Source organism: Plantibacter sp. M259, from assembly GCF_006065115.1.
GTDB lineage: Bacteria > Actinomycetota > Actinomycetes > Actinomycetales > Microbacteriaceae > Plantibacter > Plantibacter auratus.
In genome coordinates this window covers 2,250,149-2,268,338 of sequence record NZ_CP040750.1, presented here as the reverse complement: position 1 = coordinate 2,268,338, position 18,190 = coordinate 2,250,149, and the positions used below count along the sequence as shown (strand labels likewise).

The window sequence follows — 18,190 nt, the reverse complement described above, 5'->3', positions numbered from 1 at the left end:
CCTCCATTCTAGGCGATCGGGCAAGCGGCCGGTCGGGAACCCTGCGCGGGCGGCCAGCGCAGTGCTTGGATGCATCCATGAGCTCATCACCACCACCCGGCGCCCACCCGGACGAACCGCATCGCGGTGACCTCGCGGGCCGCTTGAACTGGCTCCGTGCTGGTGTACTCGGCGCGAACGACGGCATCGTCTCCGTCGCGTCCCTCGTCGTCGGTGTCGCCGGTGCCACGACCGACAGCGCCCCGCTCCTCGCAGCGGGTGTCGCGGGGCTCGTCGGTGGTGCGATCTCCATGGCCCTCGGCGAGTACGTGTCGGTGAGCAGCCAGCGGGACAGTCAGCGGGCCCTCATCGCGAAGGAGCGGCGGGAGCTCTCCGACGACCCCGAGGCGGAGCTCGCGGAACTCGCCGGGATCTACGAGGCGAAGGGGCTCCAGCCGACGACCGCGAGGCGGGTCGCCGAGGAGCTGACCGCACACGACCCGCTCACGGCGCACCTCGAGGCCGAACTCGGCATCACCGAGGACGCGGTCGTCAGCCCGTGGGCGGCCGCCGGCGCCTCGGCGCTCGCCTTCACGGTCGGGGCGCTGCTCCCCCTGCTCGCGATCCTGCTGCCGCCGCCCGAGGTGCGCGTCCCGATCACCTTCGTCGTCGTGCTCATCGCGCTGGCACTCACCGGCTTCACGAGCGCGAGGATCGGCGGCAACCCGGCGATCCGCCCGACCGTCCGGGTCGTGGTCGGCGGAGCGCTCGCCCTCGCAGCCACCTTCGCGATCGGCACCCTGCTCGGCACGAGCGGCGTGGTCTGATGGCCGGGCTCCTGGCAGTCGAGGACGAACCGACGACGGGTGCACTGGTGCTGTGTGGTCCGGGGAGTTCTCTGGGAGTCTGCTGGAGCCCCGCCCGGACGTCGAGCTCCCGGGTGTAGAAGTGAAGGGCGTCCACCAGGTCGCCCTGTCGGATTCGATCAGTGCGGATCGACAGCCCGAAGAACATGTGAGGAGCACCATATGAGCGCAGGAGACAAGATCAAGAACGCCGCCGAAGACCTCGCGGGCAAGGCCAAAGAGGCCGTCGGCAAGGCGACAGACAACGACAAGCTCGTCGCGGAGGGCAAGGCCGACCAGGCCAAGTCCGACGTGAAGCAGGCCGGTGAGAACGTGAAGGACGCGTTCAAGAACTGACCTCCCGATCACACGGACGCCGGTGGCCCTCGCGGGTCACCGGCGTTCGTCTGTCTGCGGGGACGCCGACTCGGCTCACCTCCCCCGGTCTCTGACTCCCCTTCCAGTCCCGGCACTCTTTGTCCGGTCCCTGAGCCTGTCGAAGGGCCCACGGAGCACCCCACGAATCCGGCGCCCTTCCCCCGGCCCCTGAGCCTGTCGAAAGGCACACGAGGGACCTCCCGCTCTCCTCGTGCAGCCGGAAACGGGTGCGGTCCTCTCGGTCGGGCGGAACCAGTACCGGGTCCCGGCCGACCTCCAGCGCGCGGTGCGGCTTCGGGACGGCACTTGTCGGGCACCGGGGTGCGGGAGGCGAGCGCGCGCGTGTGACCTCGATCATTCGGTCGCGTGGGACGACGGCGGCACCACAGATGTCGGCAACCTCGCCTGCCTGTGTCGACATCACCATCGGATGAAGCACCTTCCCGGCTGGAATCTCGACCACGGTCCCGGTGGGGTGCTTGAGTGGACGACACCCGACGGGAAACACCACAGGACGGAACCGGACCCCGCACCGTTCTGACCAGCTTGAGTCCCTGAGCCTGTCGAGGGTTCTCGTGGGCGCTTCGACAAGCTCAGTGACCGGGAGAGGTGTACCCGGAACGATTGAGGGGTCCTCGTGGGCATTTCGACAAGCTCAGTGACCGGAAGAGGTGTACCCGGAACGATCGAGGGATCCTCGTGGGCACTTCGACAAGCTCAGCGACCGGAAGAGGTGTACCCGGAACGATCGAGGGATCCTCGTGGGCACTTCGACAAGCTCAGCGACCGGAAGAAGTGTGCCCGGAACGATGAGGGGTCCTCGTGCGCACTTCGACAGGCTCAGTGACCGGGAAAAGTCAACCCGACGTTTCGGTCCCTGAGCTTGTCGAAGGGCACTCAGGCCTGCAGTACAGCTAGTCCTTGATGAGCAGGATCGGATCGCCGTCGAAGGAGTCGTACGGGTTCGGGTCGGTGAAACCGCCGTCGTACATGAGGCCGGCCGGAGCCTTGCCACCGGCCGGAGCCGCCGCGACGTAGCACTGCGTGATCGGCGCGCCGGCGTCGAACTCCTCGGTGAACGACTCGGATCCGCACTCGTCCCACCCGATGAGCGTGGCCTCCTGGACCTTCTCCCCATCGGCGTCGACGGGCGAGAAGGAGGTCGCGTCGCTGTTGAACGCCACCGGGTCGCCCGACACCTTGCTCATCTCGAGCCGGATGAGCGTGATGTCATAGCCGTCGAGTTCCCCGCCGTCGAACTGCGTCTTGAGGAACGCGACCTGGTCGGCCGTCGCGGGGGTGACCTCGGTCAGCTTCGCACTGATGAGTGCGGTGACGCCGTCGGTGCCCTGCGACTCGTAGACGATCGGCTCATCGATCCCGACCTGCGCTCCAGGCTCGGTGACCTCGCCGTCCGCCGATCCGGTCGAGGTCGGCTTCGACGTCGCGGACGACGAAGCCTTCTCCGTCGGCTTCGCGTCGGGGGCCGACGGCGTGGAGCACCCGGCCAGCACGAGCATGGCTGCGACGGGGAGGGTGATCAGGGCGGTGGCGCGGGAGAGCTGCATCGGGATTCCTTTCGGCGGCGGACTCCAGCAGTCTGTCCCGCGCGCCGCCGCCACGCGATGGGGACAACTCCCCACCGGGGCGGCCGGCCACCTGGCGTCCGGTCCCGCAGGATCCCCCGCGCCCTCTCAGGAATCTCTCTGCTGGCGTTCATTTGAGCGGCGGACGATGAGACGACGCGCCAGGTTGTCGCGTCCGAGGGGAACCCATGACTGCGACGATCACCGTCCCGACCGCGCCCTCGCGCCGTCGGTGGGACGCCCTCCACACCCTCCTCGGCGGCCGCGTCGCGCCCTGGGTCGTCGGCCTCTTCGCCACCCTCGTCTCGCTCATCGGCATCGGGACGCCGTCGTACTGGGGCGACGAGGCGGCGAGCGTCCTCGCCGCCGAACGCCCCCTCCCCGTCATGTTCGGGATGATCGGCCACATCGACGCCGTCCACGGCCTGTACTACGCGTTCCTGCACGTCTGGACCGGTGCCTTCGGGACCGCCGAGGCCGTCACGCGGTTCCCGAGTGCGGTCGGGGTCGGACTGGCCGCGGCCGGCACGGTCGTGCTCGCGAGGGCGCTCTTCACCCCGGCGATCGGCATCACGGCGGGCCTCGTGTTCGCCGTGATCCCCCAGGTCACCAGGATGGGCGCCGAGACGCGCTCCTATGCGCTGGGCATGGCCGCGGTCGTGTGGCTGACGGTCTGGTTCGTGTCGCTCGTGCGTCGCCGGTCCACATCACGCCGCAGCTGGGCACTCTTCGCCATCGCGAGCGCCGCCTCGATGTACCTGTTCCTGTACCTCGCGATGCTCCTCTTCGTGCACGCCACATGGATGGTGCTCCAACGGCCCGGGCGGCAGGTGATGCGAGCGTGGGGATGGTCCCTGGTCGGCGCACTGGTCCTCGGCGCTCCCATCGTGATCGCCGGCATCGCGCAACGGGAGCAGATCGCGTTCCTCGGCAGGCGGGACTACGCGACGCCGGAGTCGGTGCTCGTCGGCCAGTGGTTCCAGACGCCTGCCTTCGCCGTGCTCGCGTGGCTGCTGATCGTGCTCGCTCCGATCGGGGTGCTCGTGGTGCGCCGATCCTCCCGACAGCGTCGCGCCCTGGCGATGATCGCCGTCTGGGCGCTCGCACCGACCGCGCTGCTCATCATCGGCAACACCCTCGTGACGCCGATGTACAACCTCCGCTACGTCACCTTCTGCGTCCCGGCCGTCGCGATCATGATGGCGCTCGGACTCCGGACGATCGTCGACCTCCTGCCGAAGCAGGTGGACCGCGCGGTGGCGACCGCGGCCGGTGTCGCGCTCGTGCTGGCGCTCGCGATCCCGGTCCTCGCGGAACAGCGCGGCCCCTTCGCGAAGGACGACGGCAGCGACCTCCGGCAGACCGCCGAGGTCGTCGAGGCCCATGCCTCGCCGGGCGACGCGGTCGTCTTCGACCAGTCGGTGAAGCCCTCGCGCAAGTCGCGGCTCGCGATCGACCTCTACCCGCAGGCCTTCGCCGGCCTCGACGACGTGGCACTCGAGACGAGCTACCGCGACCGCCCAGAGCTCTGGGACCTGGCCGCGCCGCTGTCCGAGATCCACGACCGGCTGATCGGCCACGACACCGTCTGGGTCGTCGAGGGCTCGAGCACCTCTCCGAACGTGGCGGATCTGGAGGCGCTCGGCTACCACGTCGAGCAGCGCATCCCCGTCCACCGCAGCATCGTCTTCGAGCTGGTCAGGTCGTGACGCGATGGTGATCCGAGCCCTTCCCGATCCGCGCGCACTGCTCCGGCGACCGATCGTCCGCGAGGTCGCCGCCTTCGGCCTCGTCGGCGGCGCCGGCTTCCTCGTCGACGTCGGGGTCTTCAACCTGCTCGCGTACACGGTGTTCCTCCACACCGGCACCTCCGGGCTGCTCGTGGCGAAGGGCATCTCGACGACACTCGCCATCGTGGCCAACTGGGTGGGCAACCGGCTCCTCACCTTCCGCGCGCATCGGCGCTCGGACGTCGCCCGCGAAGCGCTCGAATTCGGTCTGGTGAGTCTCGCGGGTGGCGCGATCGCCCTGGCCTGCCTCTGGGTCTCCCATGACGCGATGCACCTGACGACGCCGCTGGCGGACAACGTGTCGGCGAACATCGTCGGGCTGGCCCTCGGTTCCGCGTTCCGCTTCGTGCTCTACCGCTTCTGGGTGTACGGGCCTCGGGCGGAGCGGACGGGACCGATCCCGGTGCGCATCGACCCGTGAGGCCGTCCGGTCACCGACTCGCGTTGTGCTGCGAGACGGCGTCGCTGACCCAGGAGAACTCGTCGACGAACCGCGAGAGCAACCGGGCGAGTTCCGCTCGATCGCGCTCGCTCCACTTGCCGACGAGGGTGTTGTAGACCTGCTGCGCCGCCTGCCGGTGTCGTTCGAGGGCCGTCCGTCCCTCCTCCGTCGCGCTCACGAGCACCGCGCGGCGATCACTCGGATCCGTCGCCCGGACGACGAGACCACCCTCCTCGAGGCGACGCACCTCGGCCGTCGCGGTCGACTTGTCGACGTCCATCCAGCCCGCGACCGTGGACATGCGGATCGGTCCGGCAGTGATGACGTATTCGAGGAGCCACGCGTCCGTGGCGGTGAGGGCGGCACCCTCGGCGTCGTGCAGCGAACGCCGGTTGTCGGCCCTGGTGGACCAGCGGAGCACCGTCGCGAGGGACGCCTGGATGACGGCTCCCGCCTCGGCGGGGTCGACGTCATCGCTCATAGCTGAATTCTTTCTGAATACGTGCATTCGGGTGTTGGTTCGACCATACCAACTATATAGTGGGACGGCACCAACTAAACATCACCCGTCCCCCACCTCGAGCGCTGCGGAGAACACAGCCCATGGAAATCCCCGGATACGTCTGGCTGCTGACGATCGTCGGCATTCTGGCCCTCCTCGCCTTCGACTTCATCTTCCACGTGCGCAAGGCCCACGAGCCGACGCTGCCGGAAGCCGCGAAGTGGTCGGCCCTCTACGTCGGTATCGCCATCGTCTTCGGCCTCGGCGTCCTCTTCTTCGGCGGTGGCACACTCGGATCCGAGTACTTCGCCGGCTACATCACGGAGAAGGCCCTGTCGGTCGACAACCTCTTCGTCTTCCTCATCATCATGTCGAGCTTCCGCGTGCCGCGGGCCGACCAGCAGAAGGTGCTCCTCTTCGGCATCGTCTTCGCCCTCATCGCCCGCACCGGCTTCATCTTCCTCGGTGCCGCCGCGGTCAACGCCTGGTCCTGGCTGTTCTACATCTTCGGCGCGTTCCTCATCTTCACGGCGATCAAGCTCCTCCGCCCGGAGGAGGAGAGCGACGACGCGAACAACTTCGTCATCCGTCTCGCCAAGCGTCTGTTCAAGACGACCGACCGCTACGACGGCGACAAGCTCGTCACCATCGAGAACGGCAAGAAGGTCCTCACGCCGATGCTGCTCGTCATGGTCGCCATCGGCGGCACCGACCTGCTCTTCGCGCTCGACTCGATCCCCGCGATCTTCGGCCTCACGCAGAACCCGTACATCGTCTTCACCGCGACGGCGTTCTCGCTGCTCGGCCTCCGTCAGCTCTACTTCCTCATCGACGGCCTGCTCGACCGCCTCATCTTCCTGAGCTACGGCCTGGCGGCGATCCTCGGATTCATCGGTGTGAAGCTCGTCCTGCACGCGCTGCACGAGAACACCCTGCCGTTCCTCAACGGTGGCGAGCACATCCCGGTGTTCGAGATCAGCACGGGCCTGTCGCTCATCGTCATCATCGGTATCCTGACCGTCACGGTCCTCGCCTCGCTCCTCAGCCCGGCCGGTCGTGCGCACACGATCATCAGCGACGCCCGCACCCAGGCGAAGAAGATCGTCGACCACGCCGACTCCCCGGAGGACATCCCGGACGGTCACCACGTGGACGAGGTCGAACTCGAGACGAGCTACACCCGCATGGTCGAGCGCCAGAAGTCCTTCGCCAACCTGAAGCCCAAGCACCAGGCGAAGGCGGCCGACGACGAGGAGCTCCAACGGCTGCTCGCCCGGGCCCACGAGCTGCAGGCGAAGAGCTCCGACTCACGCGGCCTGCTCTGAACGGACCGGGAATCCGGGCGTTCGCCCGGATGAACCGATAACGTTGACGTGCGCTCCCAGCCTCGGCCGGGGGCGCACGTCCCACACCTCACCACCAGCAACACGATGAAGCATCTAGGAGACGGAACCATGGGTCTGAGTCTGGAAAAGGGCCAGTCGCTCTCACTGACGAAGCAGGACGGCGGTTCGCTCACGCGGATCCGCCTCGGTCTCGGCTGGGACGGCGTCGCACCGGTGAAGCGCGGCTTCTTCGGGCGCTCGTCCGCACCCGACATCGACCTGGACGCCTCGGCGATCTTCTTCGACGCCACCGGCAAGGTGCTCGACACCATCTGGTTCCAGCAGCTCGCGAGCAAGGACGGCTCGGCCAGCCACACCGGCGACAACCTCACGGGTGCCGGCGACGGCGACGATGAGACGATCCTCGTCGACCTCTCGAAGGTCGCCCCGTCCGTTCAGCAGATCGTGTTCGTGATCAGCAGCTACAGCCGCCAGACCTTCGACACCGTGCAGAACGCCTTCAGCCGCATCATCGACGACTCGACCCCCGGCTCGCCCGAGGTCGCCCGCTACCAGCTCACCGACTCCGGCCCGCACACCGCGATGATCATGTCGAAGGTCTCGCGTGAGGGCAACGGCTGGACCTTCAAGGCGATCGGCGAGCGCGCCAACGGGCGTTCCGTCATGGACCTGCTCGGCCCGGCCGCCCAGGCGCTCTGAGCACCACCCGCAGCAGTCCCCCGCGCGACAGCGCAGTTCCGAAGGAGAAGCGATCACCATGGCAGGACTCACCCTCGAAAAGGGCAACAACCTCTCGCTCACGAAGACCAGCCCCGGCCTGACCGTCGCGACGGTCGGTCTCGGGTGGGACCCGCGCACCACGAGCGGTGAGGCGTTCGACCTCGACGCCTCGGCGCTGCTCGTCGGCGCGAACGGCAAGGTGCGCTCCTCCGCCGACTTCATCTTCTACAACCAGCCCGCCTCAGCGGACGGCTCCGTCAAGCACCTCGGCGACAACCGCACCGGCGACGGCGAGGGCGACGACGAGCAGATCTCGGTCGATCTGAACGCGGTCGGGGCAGACGTCGAGCGCGTGATCATCGCCGTGTCGATCGACAAGGCCGACGAGCGACGCCAGAACTTCGGCCAGGTCCGCGGCGCGTACTGTCGCATCGTCGACCAGGACGGCACCGAGATCGTCCGCTTCGACCTCAGCGAGGACGCCGCCCCCGAGACCGCCATGCTGTTCTCGGAGCTCTACCGCAACGGATCCGAGTGGAAGTTCAAGGCCGTCGGCCAGGGCTACACCACCGGTCTCGCCGGCATCGCCGGCGACTTCGGCGTCCCGCTCGGCTGAGCACCGACGCCTCCATCACGAGCAAGCCACACACGAGAGCAAGGTCGACCGCATGAGCACGCCACTCACTCCGCCAGACGCCAACGAACAGGCAGCAGCCTCCCTCGTGCTGCACGCTCCGGATGCACCGGACGTCGTGCAGGCCGAAGAGGCACCGGGCATGGTCCCGGTCCCGGCGGAGCGCCAGACGGAGATCCAGCAGCAGGCGCGCTCCTTCGTGACGGAGGTCGCGACGCTCGACCCGCGCTCGCCCGAGTTCACGCAGAAGATCGAGGGCATCTCCCAGATCGGCGGCAAGGAGATGGTGCAGTCGAGCGGGTACTCCTCCCGCATGCTCGACCGCTCGTCGACCTCGGTCGCCGGTGCGAAGCGCTCGGGTGACAGCGCGCAGATCAAGGTCGCTACCACGCTCGGCGACCTCCGCAGCACCGTCGAGGACCTCACGCCGAACCAGGCGGACCTCGGCGTCGGCCGCAAGATCCTCGGGTTCATCCCGGGCGGCAACAAGCTCGCCAAGTACTTCCAGAAGTACGAGTCCGCGCAGACCCAGCTCGACAAGATCATCAAGTCGCTCATGGCCGGCCAGGACGAACTCCTGAAGGACAACGCCGCCCTCGCCGGCGAGAAGGTCCAGCTCTGGGAGACGATGCAGGCGCTCAGCGAGTACGCCGTCTTCGCGAAGGCACTCGACGCCGCCTGTGTCGCCAAGATCGACGAAGCCCGCTCCTCCGGGCGCATCGAGGAGGCCCAGAAGCTCGAGGCCGACGTCCTCTTCCCCGTCCGCCAGCGCCACCAGGACATCCTCACGCAGCTCGCCGTCTCGGTGCAGGGCTATCTCGCGATGGACCTCATCCGCAAGAACAACCTCGAGCTCATCAAGGGTGTCGACCGCGCTCGCACCACGACGATCGCCGCCCTGCGGACCGCCGTCGTCGTCGCGCAGGCCCTCGCGAACCAGAAGATGGTCCTCGACCAGATCGACGCGATCAACACCACGACGAACAACATGATCCTGCAGACCAGCGAGATGCTGAAGGACCAGACCACGCGCATCCACCAGCAGGCATCCACCGCGGGTGTCAGCGTCGAGACCCTGCAGCGCGCGTTCGACAACGTCTTCCAGACCATGGACGCGATCGACACCTTCCGTGCCGAAGCCGCCAAGAACATGGAGGGCACCGTCAACGCGCTCGAATCTGGTCTCGAGAAGGCGAAGCCGTACCTCGAGCGCAGCCGTCAGGCCGAGCAGCGCGAACTGCGGTAGCCTCACGCTCGGGTGACCGGGCGCACGGGTCGCTGAGGACGAAGGGGACGAGGGATGGCATTCGGACGACTGCTGAACGCACTGCGGACCGGCGGGGCCGAGCCGCTCGGCGTCGTCGACGCCACGCCGGCGCCCGTCGGTGAAACCGAGGACGAGCAGACGGCCCGGCACCTCGACGAACTCCGCGACTCGGTGCGCTCCGTGGGGCGCGACCTCCCCACGCTGCTCACCTCGCAGCTCCGACAGATCGACGACCAGTTGCGCCTCGTCGTCGCGACCATCGCAGACCAGGGTGCGTCGACCGAGCAGCGCGTGCTCCTCGCCGCAATGGTGACGGACTACCTCCCGAGCCCACTGCGCTCCTTCCTCGCACTGCCGGCCGCGGACCGCACCGACGACTCCCGCAGCACGATCGTCTTCGCCCGTCAGCTGGAGCTCATCGAGGAGACCATCCGCGACCTCCTCAACCAGATCCGCATCGGCGCGATCGCCGAACTCTCGACGCACGGTCGGTTCCTCTCTGACAAGTTCCAGGAGCCCGACGCCGGTCTCGTGTTGGGTGCGCACTGATGGCGTCGCTGATCGCGGGCGCGAACGCCGCGCTCACCGCCGAGAACCCCGGTCTCGACGCCGTGCTCATCGGGTTCGGCTGGGACGTCATCGCGAGCCGCGGACCGCAGAGCGAACCCGTTCCGCTGGCGATCATGTGCGGCGACGACGGCAAGGCACTGTCCGACGACCACCTCGTGTTCTTCAACCAGGTCGAGAGCCAGGACGGCGCGGTCACCTTCTCGTCCGAGGCCGACGACGAGGAGATCGACGTCGAACTGTCGCGCGTGCCGGACGCCGTGTCGAAGATCGCCTTCCTGCTCTACATCGACCCCGACGTCCGCGGTCCCGGCGACTTCTCGCCCGTGCGCTCGGCGTTCGTCCGCGTCGCCACGCCCGACGGTCGGGAGCTCGTGCGCTTCGACGTGCCGATCGCCGAGGTCCGCTCTAGCCAGGCGCTGCTCCTCGCCGAGCTGTACCGGCACCGCTCGGACTGGAAGTTCCGTGCCCTCGGGCAGGGCTACGCCGGCGGGCTCGCCGGGGTGGCGCGCGACTTCAGAATCGACCTCTGAGCCGTGCCGCTCAACACCTCCCCGGTGCGACGGGACATCGACTACCTGCGTCGTCGGGTGAAGCCGCGGCCTGCGCCGGTCGCCCAGGTCGAGCCGGTGGCGAGCACCCCTGCGGCACCTGCCCCCGCGGCGCCCGCCGCGTCGCCAGCACCGTCGACAGGACTCACGCTCGGCGGGCCGTCGACGCCCGCCGCCGCACCCCCTGCCCCGGTGGCATCGGCAGCGCCGTCGGCACCGTCGGCACCATCGACGGGACTCACGCTCGGCGGGCCCTCGACGCCCGCCGTGGCGACCCCCTCGGTGAACGCGGCGTCGTCGCCCCCGTCGACGCCCAGCACCCCACAGCCCTTCCCCGCCCCGACGGCCGAGGAGGTCCGCGTCCTCGACGACGAGACCCCGCTGGTCCGGCTCGACCCTCGTCAGTCGGCGATCGGCAGCCTCATCGTCGGCGGAGCGACGGCGATCGTGTGGGAGACCGTCGAGCTCGTCACGGGGATCGCGACGGCCGACGGCATCGACGGCACGCCCGTGACGACGCCCGGCAACCGGCCGTTGCTGGGTTTCGACGGCGGCGACGCGATCCTCGCGCTCCGGCACGTGCACCTCATCCGGCGGGCGTTGTTCGTCGGCACAGCCGGTCACCCACTGACGGTGCAGCTCTTCGACGGCGAGAGCTTCGCCGCGGCTGACGACACCGGCGCACCGCCGGTCGTCTCGCTGCTGCGCATCGGGTCGAGACTCGAACTCCGCCTCGAACCCCTTCCCGCCGAGATCCCCCTCCAGACGCTCCTGCAGCAGTTCGGCTTCGAGCCGACGCCGTACGTCGTCGCCCGCGAACCCCGGAGACGATGACCATGCGCCACTTCAGTTACGTCGACGACAAGCGCGCGTCGCGGCTGTTCCACAAGCTCCCGAGCCCCATCAGCATCGACTCCCCGCCGGAACACGTGGCGGCGGCACTCGGCGCCACGCTCTACAGCCCAGGCACGCGCCCGACGCTCGCGAAGGACGTCGTGAAGCAGGCGAAGCACGGCTGCCTGAGCATGGTGCTGTGCCTCGAGGACTCGGTCCCCGACGACGCGGTCGAGTTCGCCGAGACGAACGTCGCGGAGGCGATGCAGCAGCTCGCCGCCAAGAGCTCGGGGTCCAAGCGCCCCGTGCTGCCACTGCTCTTCATCCGCGTCCGCACGCCCGAGCAGCTCGAGCGGGTCGCCGGGCTCCTCGGCCCGGGACTCGACCTCCTGAGCGGCTTCGTCATCCCCAAGTACGAGAACAGCGACGGGGTGGCGGACCGCTTCTTCGAAGCGCTCGGCCGCGTGCAGCGCGACTACGGGCAGGACGGGTCGAACGGCGCGCGCCGCCTCCGGGTCATGCCGATCCTCGAGTCGCCGCGGATGATCCACCGTGAGACCCGCGACGACACCCTCTCCGGGATCGTCGACGTCACCAAGGCCCACCGCGAGGACGTCCTGGCGGTCCGGATCGGCGCCACCGACCTCTCGAGCGCCTTCTCGCTCCGGCGCTCCCGCGACCTCACCGTGTACGACGTGAAACTCGTCTCCTCGGTCATCGCCGACGTCGTCAACGTCTTCGGTCGGCCGGGCGACGACTTCGTCATCACCGGCACGGTCTGGGAGCACTTCCACAACGCGGAGCGGCTCATGCGCCCACAGCTGCGCATGACGCCGTTCCAGGACGCGAACGAAGCGCAGCTGCGTCAGAAGCTCCTCCTCAAGGGACTCGACGGCCTCATCCGCGAGATCGCGCTCGACCAGGCGAACGGGTTGCTCGGCAAGACGGTCATCCACCCGAGCCACGTGCCGGTCGTCCACGCGATGTCGGTCGTGAGCCACGAGGAGTACGTCGACGCCCTCTCCGTCGTCGGCGACGTGGGCGGCGGCGCCAACGCCTCCCCCTACCGGAACAAGATGAACGAGATGAAGCCGCACCAGGCGTGGGCGCGCAAGACCCTGCTCCGCGCGGATGCCTTCGGGGTGGCAGCGGAGGAGACGACCTTCGTCGACCTCCTCGAGACGAGCATGCGGTGACGGCATGGACGGGCCGCTTCGTCAGTGACGCCGTCGGCATCGGCCTGCGCTCGGACGCGTCCCGGAGCCTGATCCCGGTGGAGGACCTCGTCGGTCTCGCACTCCGAGACAACCCCAAACGCGCGCAGCTGCTCGTGTCGACGGTCCTCGCCAAACACGTGCCGACCGTACCCGGACTGGCACTCACCGCCGGCGAACTGCTCGGACTGCTGGTGCGGAGCGCGCTCGACGACAGCGATCCGGAGACGGCGCCGTTCGACACGGTGGCGCAGCTCCTGGCCCGTCGGGAACGGCCGGATGCTGAGGGTCTCGCCGCCCTCACCGCCGTCCGCGAGCACCTCGCCCAGCTCCGCGATGCGGCCCCAGCTGCCGGCCCGGAGCTCGTCACCGTCGGCTACGCGGAGACGGCGACCGGCCTCGGCCACATCGTCGCCGACGCGCTCGGCTCGCCGTACCTCCACTCCACGAGGCACGAGGCGGACGTGCCCTTCACACCGTTCGAGGAGGAGCACTCGCACGCGAGCGACCACCGCCTGTACCCGAGCGACCCCGCGTGGGCCACGGTCGGCGGCACCACGGTGCTCGTCGACGACGAGTTGAGCACGGGACGCACCGTCCGCAACACGATCACCGCCCTGCACGCCACCACGCCGCAGGCGCACTGGGTGGTCGCGGGCCTCATCGACCTCCGTTCGGATGCGGACCGGCAGCGCTTCGACGACCTCGCCCACCACCTCGGCACCCGGATCACCGTCGTCGCGCTCGGCGTGGGTGCCGTCGACCTTCCGGAGGACGTCCTCGCCCGCGCGCGAGCGGTCATCGACGCTGCACCCGCCGCATCGGTCGCAGGATCGACCGCAGCCGGCGACGTCGTCGTCGTGGACGCCTCCGACCTGCCGCCCGTGCGGAGCGCGCGCTTCGGTGCGCCAGGACGCCTGGACGGCGCGGTGACCGCCGCGATCGCCGACCGGGTCCTTCCGGAGCTGCCGGACGGCGAGGTGGTGGTGCTCGGCTCCGAGGAGTTCATCGCGGTCCCGCTGGCCGTCGCCGCCCACCTCGACCGCGCGCGCGGAGCGACGCGCTTCTCCACCACCACGCGGTCCCCCATCGCCGTGATCGACCGTGACGACTACGCCATCGCGAGCGCGGTGTCCTTCACCAGCCACGACCGCACGATCGACGGCTTCGGACCCCGCTTCGCCTACAACCTCTCGCGCGGCGGCTCGCGGTTCGCGGCGGTGGTGCTGTTCCCGGAGCCGGGCGCCGACCGCGAGCTCCTGCTCCGGCCCGACGGCGTCGTCGAGGCGCTGCGGACCGTCACCGAACACGTCATCGTCGTCCTCCTCACCGAATCCGTCCCGACCCCAGCCGAATGGAACCCCGCACCGTGACCATCGACGCCGCCGCCCTCCCCGAGCCGCTCACCGGACCGGACTTCGGGTCCTACGACGCCTCGGAGGTGCGCTGGCTGCTCACCGACCTCGGCGACACCCGCCTCGAGGCCGACGCCTCCGAACGCGAGGCCGCGATCCAGAGCGGTCGCGCGCACTACGCCGAGTCGCTGCCCATCGAGTACCTGCCCTCCCCCGAGTACGAGGAGCTCTACCGGGACGCCCTCGCGCGGTCGAGCCGACGTCTCGCGGTGGCCGTCGGTGTCGTCACCGACCTCGTCCTGGCGTCCCGCGCGAACCGCCCCGTGCTGGTCTCCCTCGCCCGCGCCGGAACGCCCATCGGGATCCTCATGCGTCGCTGGGCGAAGGAGGTCCGCGGGATCGACGTGCCGCACTACACGATGAGCATCGTGCGCGGTGTCGGCGTCGACGGGACCGCGCTGCGCTACCTCGCGGCGCACCACGACCCGGAGCAGATCGCGTTCGTCGACGGCTGGACCGGCAAGGGCGCCATCGCGCGCGAACTGACGGCGGCGCTGGAACTCTTCGCCGAGACCGACGGCATCCGCTTCTCCGACGAACTGGCGGTCCTCGCGGACCCCGGCCACTGCGTGCCCGTGTACGGCACCCGCGACGACTACCTCATCCCCTCGGCGTGCTTGAACTCCACCGTCTCCGGCCTCGTGTCCCGCACGGTGTACAACCGCGAGCTGCTCTCCGACGACCAGTTCCACGGTGCCAAGTTCTACCGCGAGCTGAGCAGTCACGACGTCTCCGGCGCCTTCCTCGACGCGGTCTCGAGCCGCTTCGCCGAGGTGGTCGACGACGTCGCCGCGGGTGTGGAGGAGGCCTCGGCGGCCGATCGCGAGCCGAGCTGGATCGGCTGGGAGGCCGTCGAGCGGATCCGCGAACAGTACGACATCCCGACCGTGAACCTCGTGAAGCCGGGTGTCGGCGAGACCACCCGCGTCCTGCTCCGCCGGGTGCCGTGGAAGGTGCTCGTGTCGCCGGACGCCCTCGACGACGTCGCGCACGTGCTCCTGCTCGCCGAGCAGCGCGGTGTGCCGGTCGAGGTCGTGCCCGGGTTGCCCTACAGCTGTGTCGGGCTCATCAATCCGTTGAGCGACGCCGCGGCGGGAGACGCCCAGTGAGCGCCCTCGTCGCCTGCGACCTGGACCGCACCCTCATCTACTCGCCGAAGGCGTTCTGGCTCGAGACGCCGGACCCCGAGGCGCCGTCGATCATCGTCTCAGAGCTCTGGAACGGCGTGCCGATCTCGTTCATGACGCGCGAGTCGGAGCGCCTGCTGATCGAGCTGCGCTCGCACGCCGTCTTCATGCCCGTCACGACGCGGACCGTGGCGCAGTATCAGCGGGTGCAGCTGCCGGGCGGCGCGCCCGCGTACGCGATCACGAGCAACGGCGGCGAGATCCTCGTCGACGGCGTCCCCGACGCCGACTGGCGCGACCGGGTGCGAGCGCACCTCACCGACCACACCGCTCCGCTCGACGAGGCACTGGCGCGCTTCGAGGAGCTGGCGTCGCCGACCTGGATCCTCAAGACGAACGTCGCGGACGCGCTGTTCTTCTACTCGATCGTCGAGCGCGACGCGATCCCGGCGGGCTGGCTCGAACAGGTCGAGCAGGAGTGCGAACGGCTCGGCTGGACGGTCTCCCTGCAGGGACGCAAGCTCTACTGCGTGCCGCGGACGCTCACGAAGCACGACGCCGTCAGCGAGGTCGCCCGCCGCCTCGACGGCCCACTCGTCCTTGCGGCCGGCGACTCGCTCCTCGACCAGTCGATGCTGGAGACCGCCGACCTCGCGTTCCGTCCGGCGCACGGCGAGCTCGACGACGAGGGCTTCACGATCGACACGTTGACGGTCACCGAGCGGCGCGGCATCCTCGCCGGCGAGGAACTGCTGCGGCTGATGACGGCGGCAGCCGTCCGGGGCCGCTGACCCGAGGCCCGATCACCAGGGCAGGTCGAGACTCGGTACCAGGCCGCCCGCGGCCGCGCCGGAGCCCGGGCACACGAGCACACCGTCGGCGTCGGCGAGGCCTCGGAGCATGGCTGCCCCGTGCCACGGCGTCGGCTCCGCATGCGGCGTCGCCGAATCGGGATCGTGCACCGAGCGGTACGGACGCAGCACCGTCCCGGAACGGACCCCGTCGACGGGCGAGGCGAGCACCGCCGGTCGCAGGGCCGGAAGCTCGAGTCCCTGGAGGCCCGCGAGCACCGGGTGCACGAGCGTGAGGACACTGAGCAGTGCGGCGAGCGGGTTGCCGGGCAGCCCGACGAACAGGCGACCGTCCGGCAGCCGCGCGAGCAGCGCAGGGCCACCCGGGCGGACGTCGACGCCGTCCACGAGGAAGTCCGCTCCGGCGTCGCGGAGCAGCGCTCGGACATGATCGGCGCGAGAGTCGCCGGTGCCACCCGTGGTCACGATGAGGTCCCGCTGGTGGCAGGCAGGAGCGCCGACCGCACTCGTCAGCCCGAGGGCGTCGGCCGTGGTGGACGCGTCGTCGCCGACACGGACACTGGACGTGACGACGCCACCGAGCGAGGCGATCACTCCCGGGAGTGATGGACCGAAGCTGTCGCGCACGAACCCGGGGCGGGCACGCCGCTCGTGACGACCTCGTCGCCCGTAAGGACCAGGCGGACCCGCGGCAGCGGCATGACGGACACGCGGTCGAAGCCGGCACTGGCGGCGACCGCGAGGTGCACGGGCCCCAGGCGCGTGCCTGCGTCGAGGACGGTCGACCCCGCGGGTGACTCGGTTCCGGCGGGCCGGATGTGCCGCCCTGGCCGCGGCTCCCCGCTCGGTGCGGACGGCGCGAGGTGGAGGCGAGCTGATCCCGAGCCCTGCTCGACCACGCCGTGCTCGAGCTGGAGGACCGCGTCGGCGCCCGCCGGGATCAGCCCTCCGGTCAGGACGTCGACCGCGACACCATCGCTGAGTCCGACCGACCGTCCGCGTTCGGCGTCGTCGCCGGTCAGCAGGGTCCACGGGCCGTTCCCGGCCACCGCCCAGCCGTCCATCGCCGAGGAGGCGTAGTGCGGGATCGCGATGGGCGAGACGAGCGGCGCCGCGAGGACGTGTCCGAGGGCCTCGGCGAGCGCCAGGGTGTCGACGACGTCGGACCGCTGCGCGGCACCCGCCGCATGCGCGATGCTGCGGGCGTCCGACCAGGAGGACCTCGTCATGCGGTCGAGTCCGAGGCGACCAGCCGCTCGACGGCCGCGGTCGCAGCCTCGGCGGCGGCGACCGGATCCGCCCCGCTCGCGAGGGCCTTCCCGACGGCGATGCCGACGAGGTACGTGGTCAGCGGGGCGGCCGGACGCAGCACGGCGTGCGCGGCCGTGCCCGCGAGTCCGAGGACGGCGTCGATGTCGACCACGACGTCACCGAGCTCCAGCTCAGCGGACACCCGTTCGGTCCAGTCGGCGAGGACGGCATGCAGGTCATCGGTCATGGGAGACGCTCCTCAGGGTCGGCGGTCGGTGTGGTGGACGCGGTCGGCGCCGGCGACTCGACGGCGGTGACGACCCCGAGTTCGGTGGCGTCGGCCCAGGTGTCGACGTCGGCGGAGCCGCCGGCGGGAATGGGCACCTGTCGGAGGACGAGTCCGGCGAGCAGCTGGCGGACGGAGACGCCCGCGAGGTCACCGCTCGGTTGTGACGCCCGGAGTGCGGCGACCCGGCGTTCCAGGGCCTCCCGGCGGTAGACGGCGAGCAGCGACTGCTCCCGACCCGAGTCGTCCACCGCGACCCAGCCGTCGGTGTCGGTCCCGGTCGCGGCTGTCGCTGCATCGAGCACCGCGGCGAGCGCCGGTGCGGCATCCGGCATGTCGCAGGCGAGGACGGCGACCTGCGCGGGACCCTCGGCCGCGACGTCATCACGCAGGGCGTCCAGGCCTGCGGCGATGGCCGCGGCAGGGCCACCGAAGACGGGGCGCTCGCGGACGAAGCGGACTGGATCAGTCATCTCGACCTCGGGGCCGACCACGACGACACGGCCGTCCGCCACCCGCGCAGCATCGATCGCGAGCTGGAGGAGCGTCCGGCCGTCGCGGAGCAACGACGCCTTCGCGACGCCGCCGAGGCGGGAGGACCGCCCTCCCGCGAGGATGATCGCGTCGACGGACATGGCACCAGC

At 70.0% G+C, this 18,190-nt stretch carries 22 protein-coding genes; 16 read left to right on the top strand and 6 right to left on the bottom strand.

Translation table 11 applies throughout. The features are described from left to right. Positions 1–77 precede the first annotated feature (77 nt). The 3 genes from FGL15_RS10530 (at position 78) to FGL15_RS10520 (ending at position 1,743) form a co-directional block, all read left to right on the top strand. On the top strand, positions 78–806 hold the full coding sequence (locus tag FGL15_RS10530; protein WP_079704620.1) for a VIT family protein: 729 nt from the start codon (positions 78–80) through the stop codon (positions 804–806). 201 nt (positions 807–1,007) lie between these two features. Beyond that, complete coding sequence (locus tag FGL15_RS10525; protein ID WP_079704619.1) at positions 1,008–1,181, top strand: CsbD family protein; 174 nt, start codon at positions 1,008–1,010, stop codon at positions 1,179–1,181. A 232-nt stretch (positions 1,182–1,413) separates the two neighbouring features. Next, complete coding sequence (locus tag FGL15_RS10520) at positions 1,414–1,743, top strand: HNH endonuclease signature motif containing protein (RefSeq protein ID WP_138945990.1); 330 nt, start codon at positions 1,414–1,416, stop codon at positions 1,741–1,743. Between the two features lie 373 nt (positions 1,744–2,116). Here FGL15_RS10520 and FGL15_RS10515 read toward each other — a convergent pair whose 3' ends face one another. Beyond that, positions 2,117–2,770, bottom strand: coding sequence for a hypothetical protein (locus tag FGL15_RS10515; RefSeq protein WP_138945989.1), 654 nt, complete (start codon positions 2,768–2,770; stop codon positions 2,117–2,119). Between the two features lie 206 nt (positions 2,771–2,976). On the opposite strand from FGL15_RS10515, the gene FGL15_RS10510 reads away from it, so the two are divergent. Together FGL15_RS10510 and FGL15_RS10505 are read left to right on the top strand one after the other, a co-directional pair. Next, positions 2,977–4,497, top strand: coding sequence for a glycosyltransferase family 39 protein (locus FGL15_RS10510; RefSeq protein ID WP_138945988.1), 1,521 nt, complete (start codon positions 2,977–2,979; stop codon positions 4,495–4,497). 4 nt (positions 4,498–4,501) lie between these two features. Then, positions 4,502–4,999 carry a GtrA family protein gene (locus FGL15_RS10505; RefSeq protein WP_138945987.1) on the top strand — a complete coding sequence of 166 codons (498 nt, stop codon included), beginning with the start codon at positions 4,502–4,504 and terminating at the stop codon, positions 4,997–4,999. Positions 5,000–5,009: 10 nt separating this feature from the next. Here the strand turns inward: FGL15_RS10505 and FGL15_RS21245 are convergent, their stop codons facing one another. Then, positions 5,010–5,501, bottom strand: coding sequence for a MarR family winged helix-turn-helix transcriptional regulator (locus FGL15_RS21245; RefSeq protein ID WP_086472760.1), 492 nt, complete (start codon positions 5,499–5,501; stop codon positions 5,010–5,012). A 122-nt stretch (positions 5,502–5,623) separates the two neighbouring features. Here FGL15_RS21245 and FGL15_RS10495 point away from each other — a divergent pair, with 122 nt between their 5' ends. The 11 genes from FGL15_RS10495 (at position 5,624) to FGL15_RS10445 (ending at position 15,988) form a co-directional block, all read left to right on the top strand. Continuing rightward, the gene (locus FGL15_RS10495; protein WP_079704613.1) at positions 5,624–6,847 is read left to right on the top strand and encodes a TerC family protein; all 1,224 of its coding nucleotides are present in this window, start codon (positions 5,624–5,626) and stop codon (positions 6,845–6,847) included. A 129-nt stretch (positions 6,848–6,976) separates the two neighbouring features. Then, on the top strand, positions 6,977–7,567 hold the full coding sequence (locus FGL15_RS10490) for a TerD family protein (protein ID WP_138945985.1): 591 nt from the start codon (positions 6,977–6,979) through the stop codon (positions 7,565–7,567). A gap of 58 nt (positions 7,568–7,625) precedes the next feature. After that, positions 7,626–8,204, top strand: a complete 579-nt coding sequence (locus FGL15_RS10485; RefSeq protein ID WP_079704611.1) for a TerD family protein — start codon at positions 7,626–7,628, stop codon at positions 8,202–8,204. A 52-nt stretch (positions 8,205–8,256) separates the two neighbouring features. Next, positions 8,257–9,468, top strand: a complete 1,212-nt coding sequence (locus tag FGL15_RS10480) for a toxic anion resistance protein (protein ID WP_079704610.1) — start codon at positions 8,257–8,259, stop codon at positions 9,466–9,468. A 54-nt stretch (positions 9,469–9,522) separates the two neighbouring features. After that, a complete protein-coding gene (locus FGL15_RS10475; protein WP_079704609.1) occupies positions 9,523–10,038 on the top strand; it encodes a hypothetical protein in 516 nt (171 codons plus the stop codon). Further along, on the top strand, positions 10,038–10,589 hold the full coding sequence (locus FGL15_RS10470) for a TerD family protein (RefSeq protein ID WP_064295863.1): 552 nt from the start codon (positions 10,038–10,040) through the stop codon (positions 10,587–10,589). Before FGL15_RS10475 ends, FGL15_RS10470 begins: the two co-directional genes overlap by 1 nt. Positions 10,590–10,592: 3 nt before the next feature. Further along, the gene (locus FGL15_RS10465; RefSeq protein ID WP_138945984.1) at positions 10,593–11,441 is read left to right on the top strand and encodes a hypothetical protein; all 849 of its coding nucleotides are present in this window, start codon (positions 10,593–10,595) and stop codon (positions 11,439–11,441) included. A 2-nt stretch (positions 11,442–11,443) separates the two neighbouring features. Further along, entirely contained in the window at positions 11,444–12,637 is a 1,194-nt protein-coding gene (locus tag FGL15_RS10460; protein WP_138945983.1) for an HpcH/HpaI aldolase/citrate lyase family protein, read from the top strand. Then, positions 12,634–14,028: a phosphoribosyltransferase domain-containing protein gene (locus FGL15_RS10455; RefSeq protein ID WP_168223369.1), complete on the top strand. Its 1,395-nt coding sequence runs from the start codon at positions 12,634–12,636 to the stop codon at positions 14,026–14,028. The genes FGL15_RS10460 and FGL15_RS10455 overlap by 4 nt, the downstream gene beginning before the upstream one ends. Further along, positions 14,010–15,179 (top strand): cysteine protease StiP family protein, encoded by a 1,170-nt coding sequence (locus FGL15_RS10450; RefSeq protein WP_085511191.1) that lies wholly within the window; start codon positions 14,010–14,012, stop codon positions 15,177–15,179. The genes FGL15_RS10455 and FGL15_RS10450 overlap by 19 nt, the downstream gene beginning before the upstream one ends. Continuing rightward, positions 15,176–15,988, top strand: a complete 813-nt coding sequence (locus FGL15_RS10445) for an HAD family hydrolase (RefSeq protein ID WP_138945981.1) — start codon at positions 15,176–15,178, stop codon at positions 15,986–15,988. The genes FGL15_RS10450 and FGL15_RS10445 overlap by 4 nt, the downstream gene beginning before the upstream one ends. Before the next feature lie 12 nt (positions 15,989–16,000). Here the strand turns inward: FGL15_RS10445 and FGL15_RS10440 are convergent, their stop codons facing one another. Genes FGL15_RS10440 through FGL15_RS10425 form a run of 4 tightly spaced genes read right to left on the bottom strand, consistent with a single transcriptional unit; the run spans position 16,001 to position 18,181 of the window. Then, the gene (locus FGL15_RS10440; RefSeq protein ID WP_240773500.1) at positions 16,001–16,603 is read right to left on the bottom strand and encodes a molybdopterin-binding protein; all 603 of its coding nucleotides are present in this window, start codon (positions 16,601–16,603) and stop codon (positions 16,001–16,003) included. Continuing rightward, entirely contained in the window at positions 16,600–17,238 is a 639-nt protein-coding gene (locus FGL15_RS10435; protein ID WP_138945979.1) for a hypothetical protein, read from the bottom strand. The genes FGL15_RS10440 and FGL15_RS10435 overlap by 4 nt, the downstream gene beginning before the upstream one ends. Next, a complete protein-coding gene (locus FGL15_RS10430) occupies positions 17,235–17,507 on the bottom strand; it encodes a DUF6457 domain-containing protein (protein ID WP_138945978.1) in 273 nt (90 codons plus the stop codon). The genes FGL15_RS10435 and FGL15_RS10430 overlap by 4 nt, the downstream gene beginning before the upstream one ends. After that, complete coding sequence (locus FGL15_RS10425) at positions 17,504–18,181, bottom strand: molybdenum cofactor guanylyltransferase (protein WP_138945977.1); 678 nt, start codon at positions 18,179–18,181, stop codon at positions 17,504–17,506. Before FGL15_RS10425 ends, FGL15_RS10430 begins: the two co-directional genes overlap by 4 nt. Positions 18,182–18,190: the final 9 nt, after the last annotated feature.

Bases quoted from the DNA above. Each gene is read 5' to 3' on its own strand.
- FGL15_RS10530 (WP_079704620.1), top strand. From the start codon at position 78: ATGAGCTCATCACCACCACCCGGCGCCCACCCGGACGAACCGCATCGC.
- FGL15_RS10525 (WP_079704619.1), top strand. From the start codon at position 1,008: ATGAGCGCAGGAGACAAGATCAAGAACGCCGCCGAAGACCTCGCGGGC.
- FGL15_RS10515 (WP_138945989.1), bottom strand. From the start codon at position 2,770: ATGCAGCTCTCCCGCGCCACCGCCCTGATCACCCTCCCCGTCGCAGCC.
- FGL15_RS10510 (WP_138945988.1), top strand. From the start codon at position 2,977: ATGACTGCGACGATCACCGTCCCGACCGCGCCCTCGCGCCGTCGGTGG.
- FGL15_RS10505 (WP_138945987.1), top strand. From the start codon at position 4,502: ATGGTGATCCGAGCCCTTCCCGATCCGCGCGCACTGCTCCGGCGACCG.
- FGL15_RS21245 (WP_086472760.1), bottom strand. From the start codon at position 5,501: ATGAGCGATGACGTCGACCCCGCCGAGGCGGGAGCCGTCATCCAGGCG.
- FGL15_RS10495 (WP_079704613.1), top strand. From the start codon at position 5,624: ATGGAAATCCCCGGATACGTCTGGCTGCTGACGATCGTCGGCATTCTG.
- FGL15_RS10490 (WP_138945985.1), top strand. From the start codon at position 6,977: ATGGGTCTGAGTCTGGAAAAGGGCCAGTCGCTCTCACTGACGAAGCAG.
- FGL15_RS10485 (WP_079704611.1), top strand. From the start codon at position 7,626: ATGGCAGGACTCACCCTCGAAAAGGGCAACAACCTCTCGCTCACGAAG.
- FGL15_RS10480 (WP_079704610.1), top strand. From the start codon at position 8,257: ATGAGCACGCCACTCACTCCGCCAGACGCCAACGAACAGGCAGCAGCC.
- FGL15_RS10475 (WP_079704609.1), top strand. From the start codon at position 9,523: ATGGCATTCGGACGACTGCTGAACGCACTGCGGACCGGCGGGGCCGAG.
- FGL15_RS10470 (WP_064295863.1), top strand. From the start codon at position 10,038: ATGGCGTCGCTGATCGCGGGCGCGAACGCCGCGCTCACCGCCGAGAAC.
- FGL15_RS10460 (WP_138945983.1), top strand. From the start codon at position 11,444: ATGCGCCACTTCAGTTACGTCGACGACAAGCGCGCGTCGCGGCTGTTC.
- FGL15_RS10450 (WP_085511191.1), top strand. From the start codon at position 14,010: ATGGAACCCCGCACCGTGACCATCGACGCCGCCGCCCTCCCCGAGCCG.
- FGL15_RS10435 (WP_138945979.1), bottom strand. From the start codon at position 17,238: ATGACGAGGTCCTCCTGGTCGGACGCCCGCAGCATCGCGCATGCGGCG.
- FGL15_RS10430 (WP_138945978.1), bottom strand. From the start codon at position 17,507: ATGACCGATGACCTGCATGCCGTCCTCGCCGACTGGACCGAACGGGTG.
- FGL15_RS10425 (WP_138945977.1), bottom strand. From the start codon at position 18,181: ATGTCCGTCGACGCGATCATCCTCGCGGGAGGGCGGTCCTCCCGCCTC.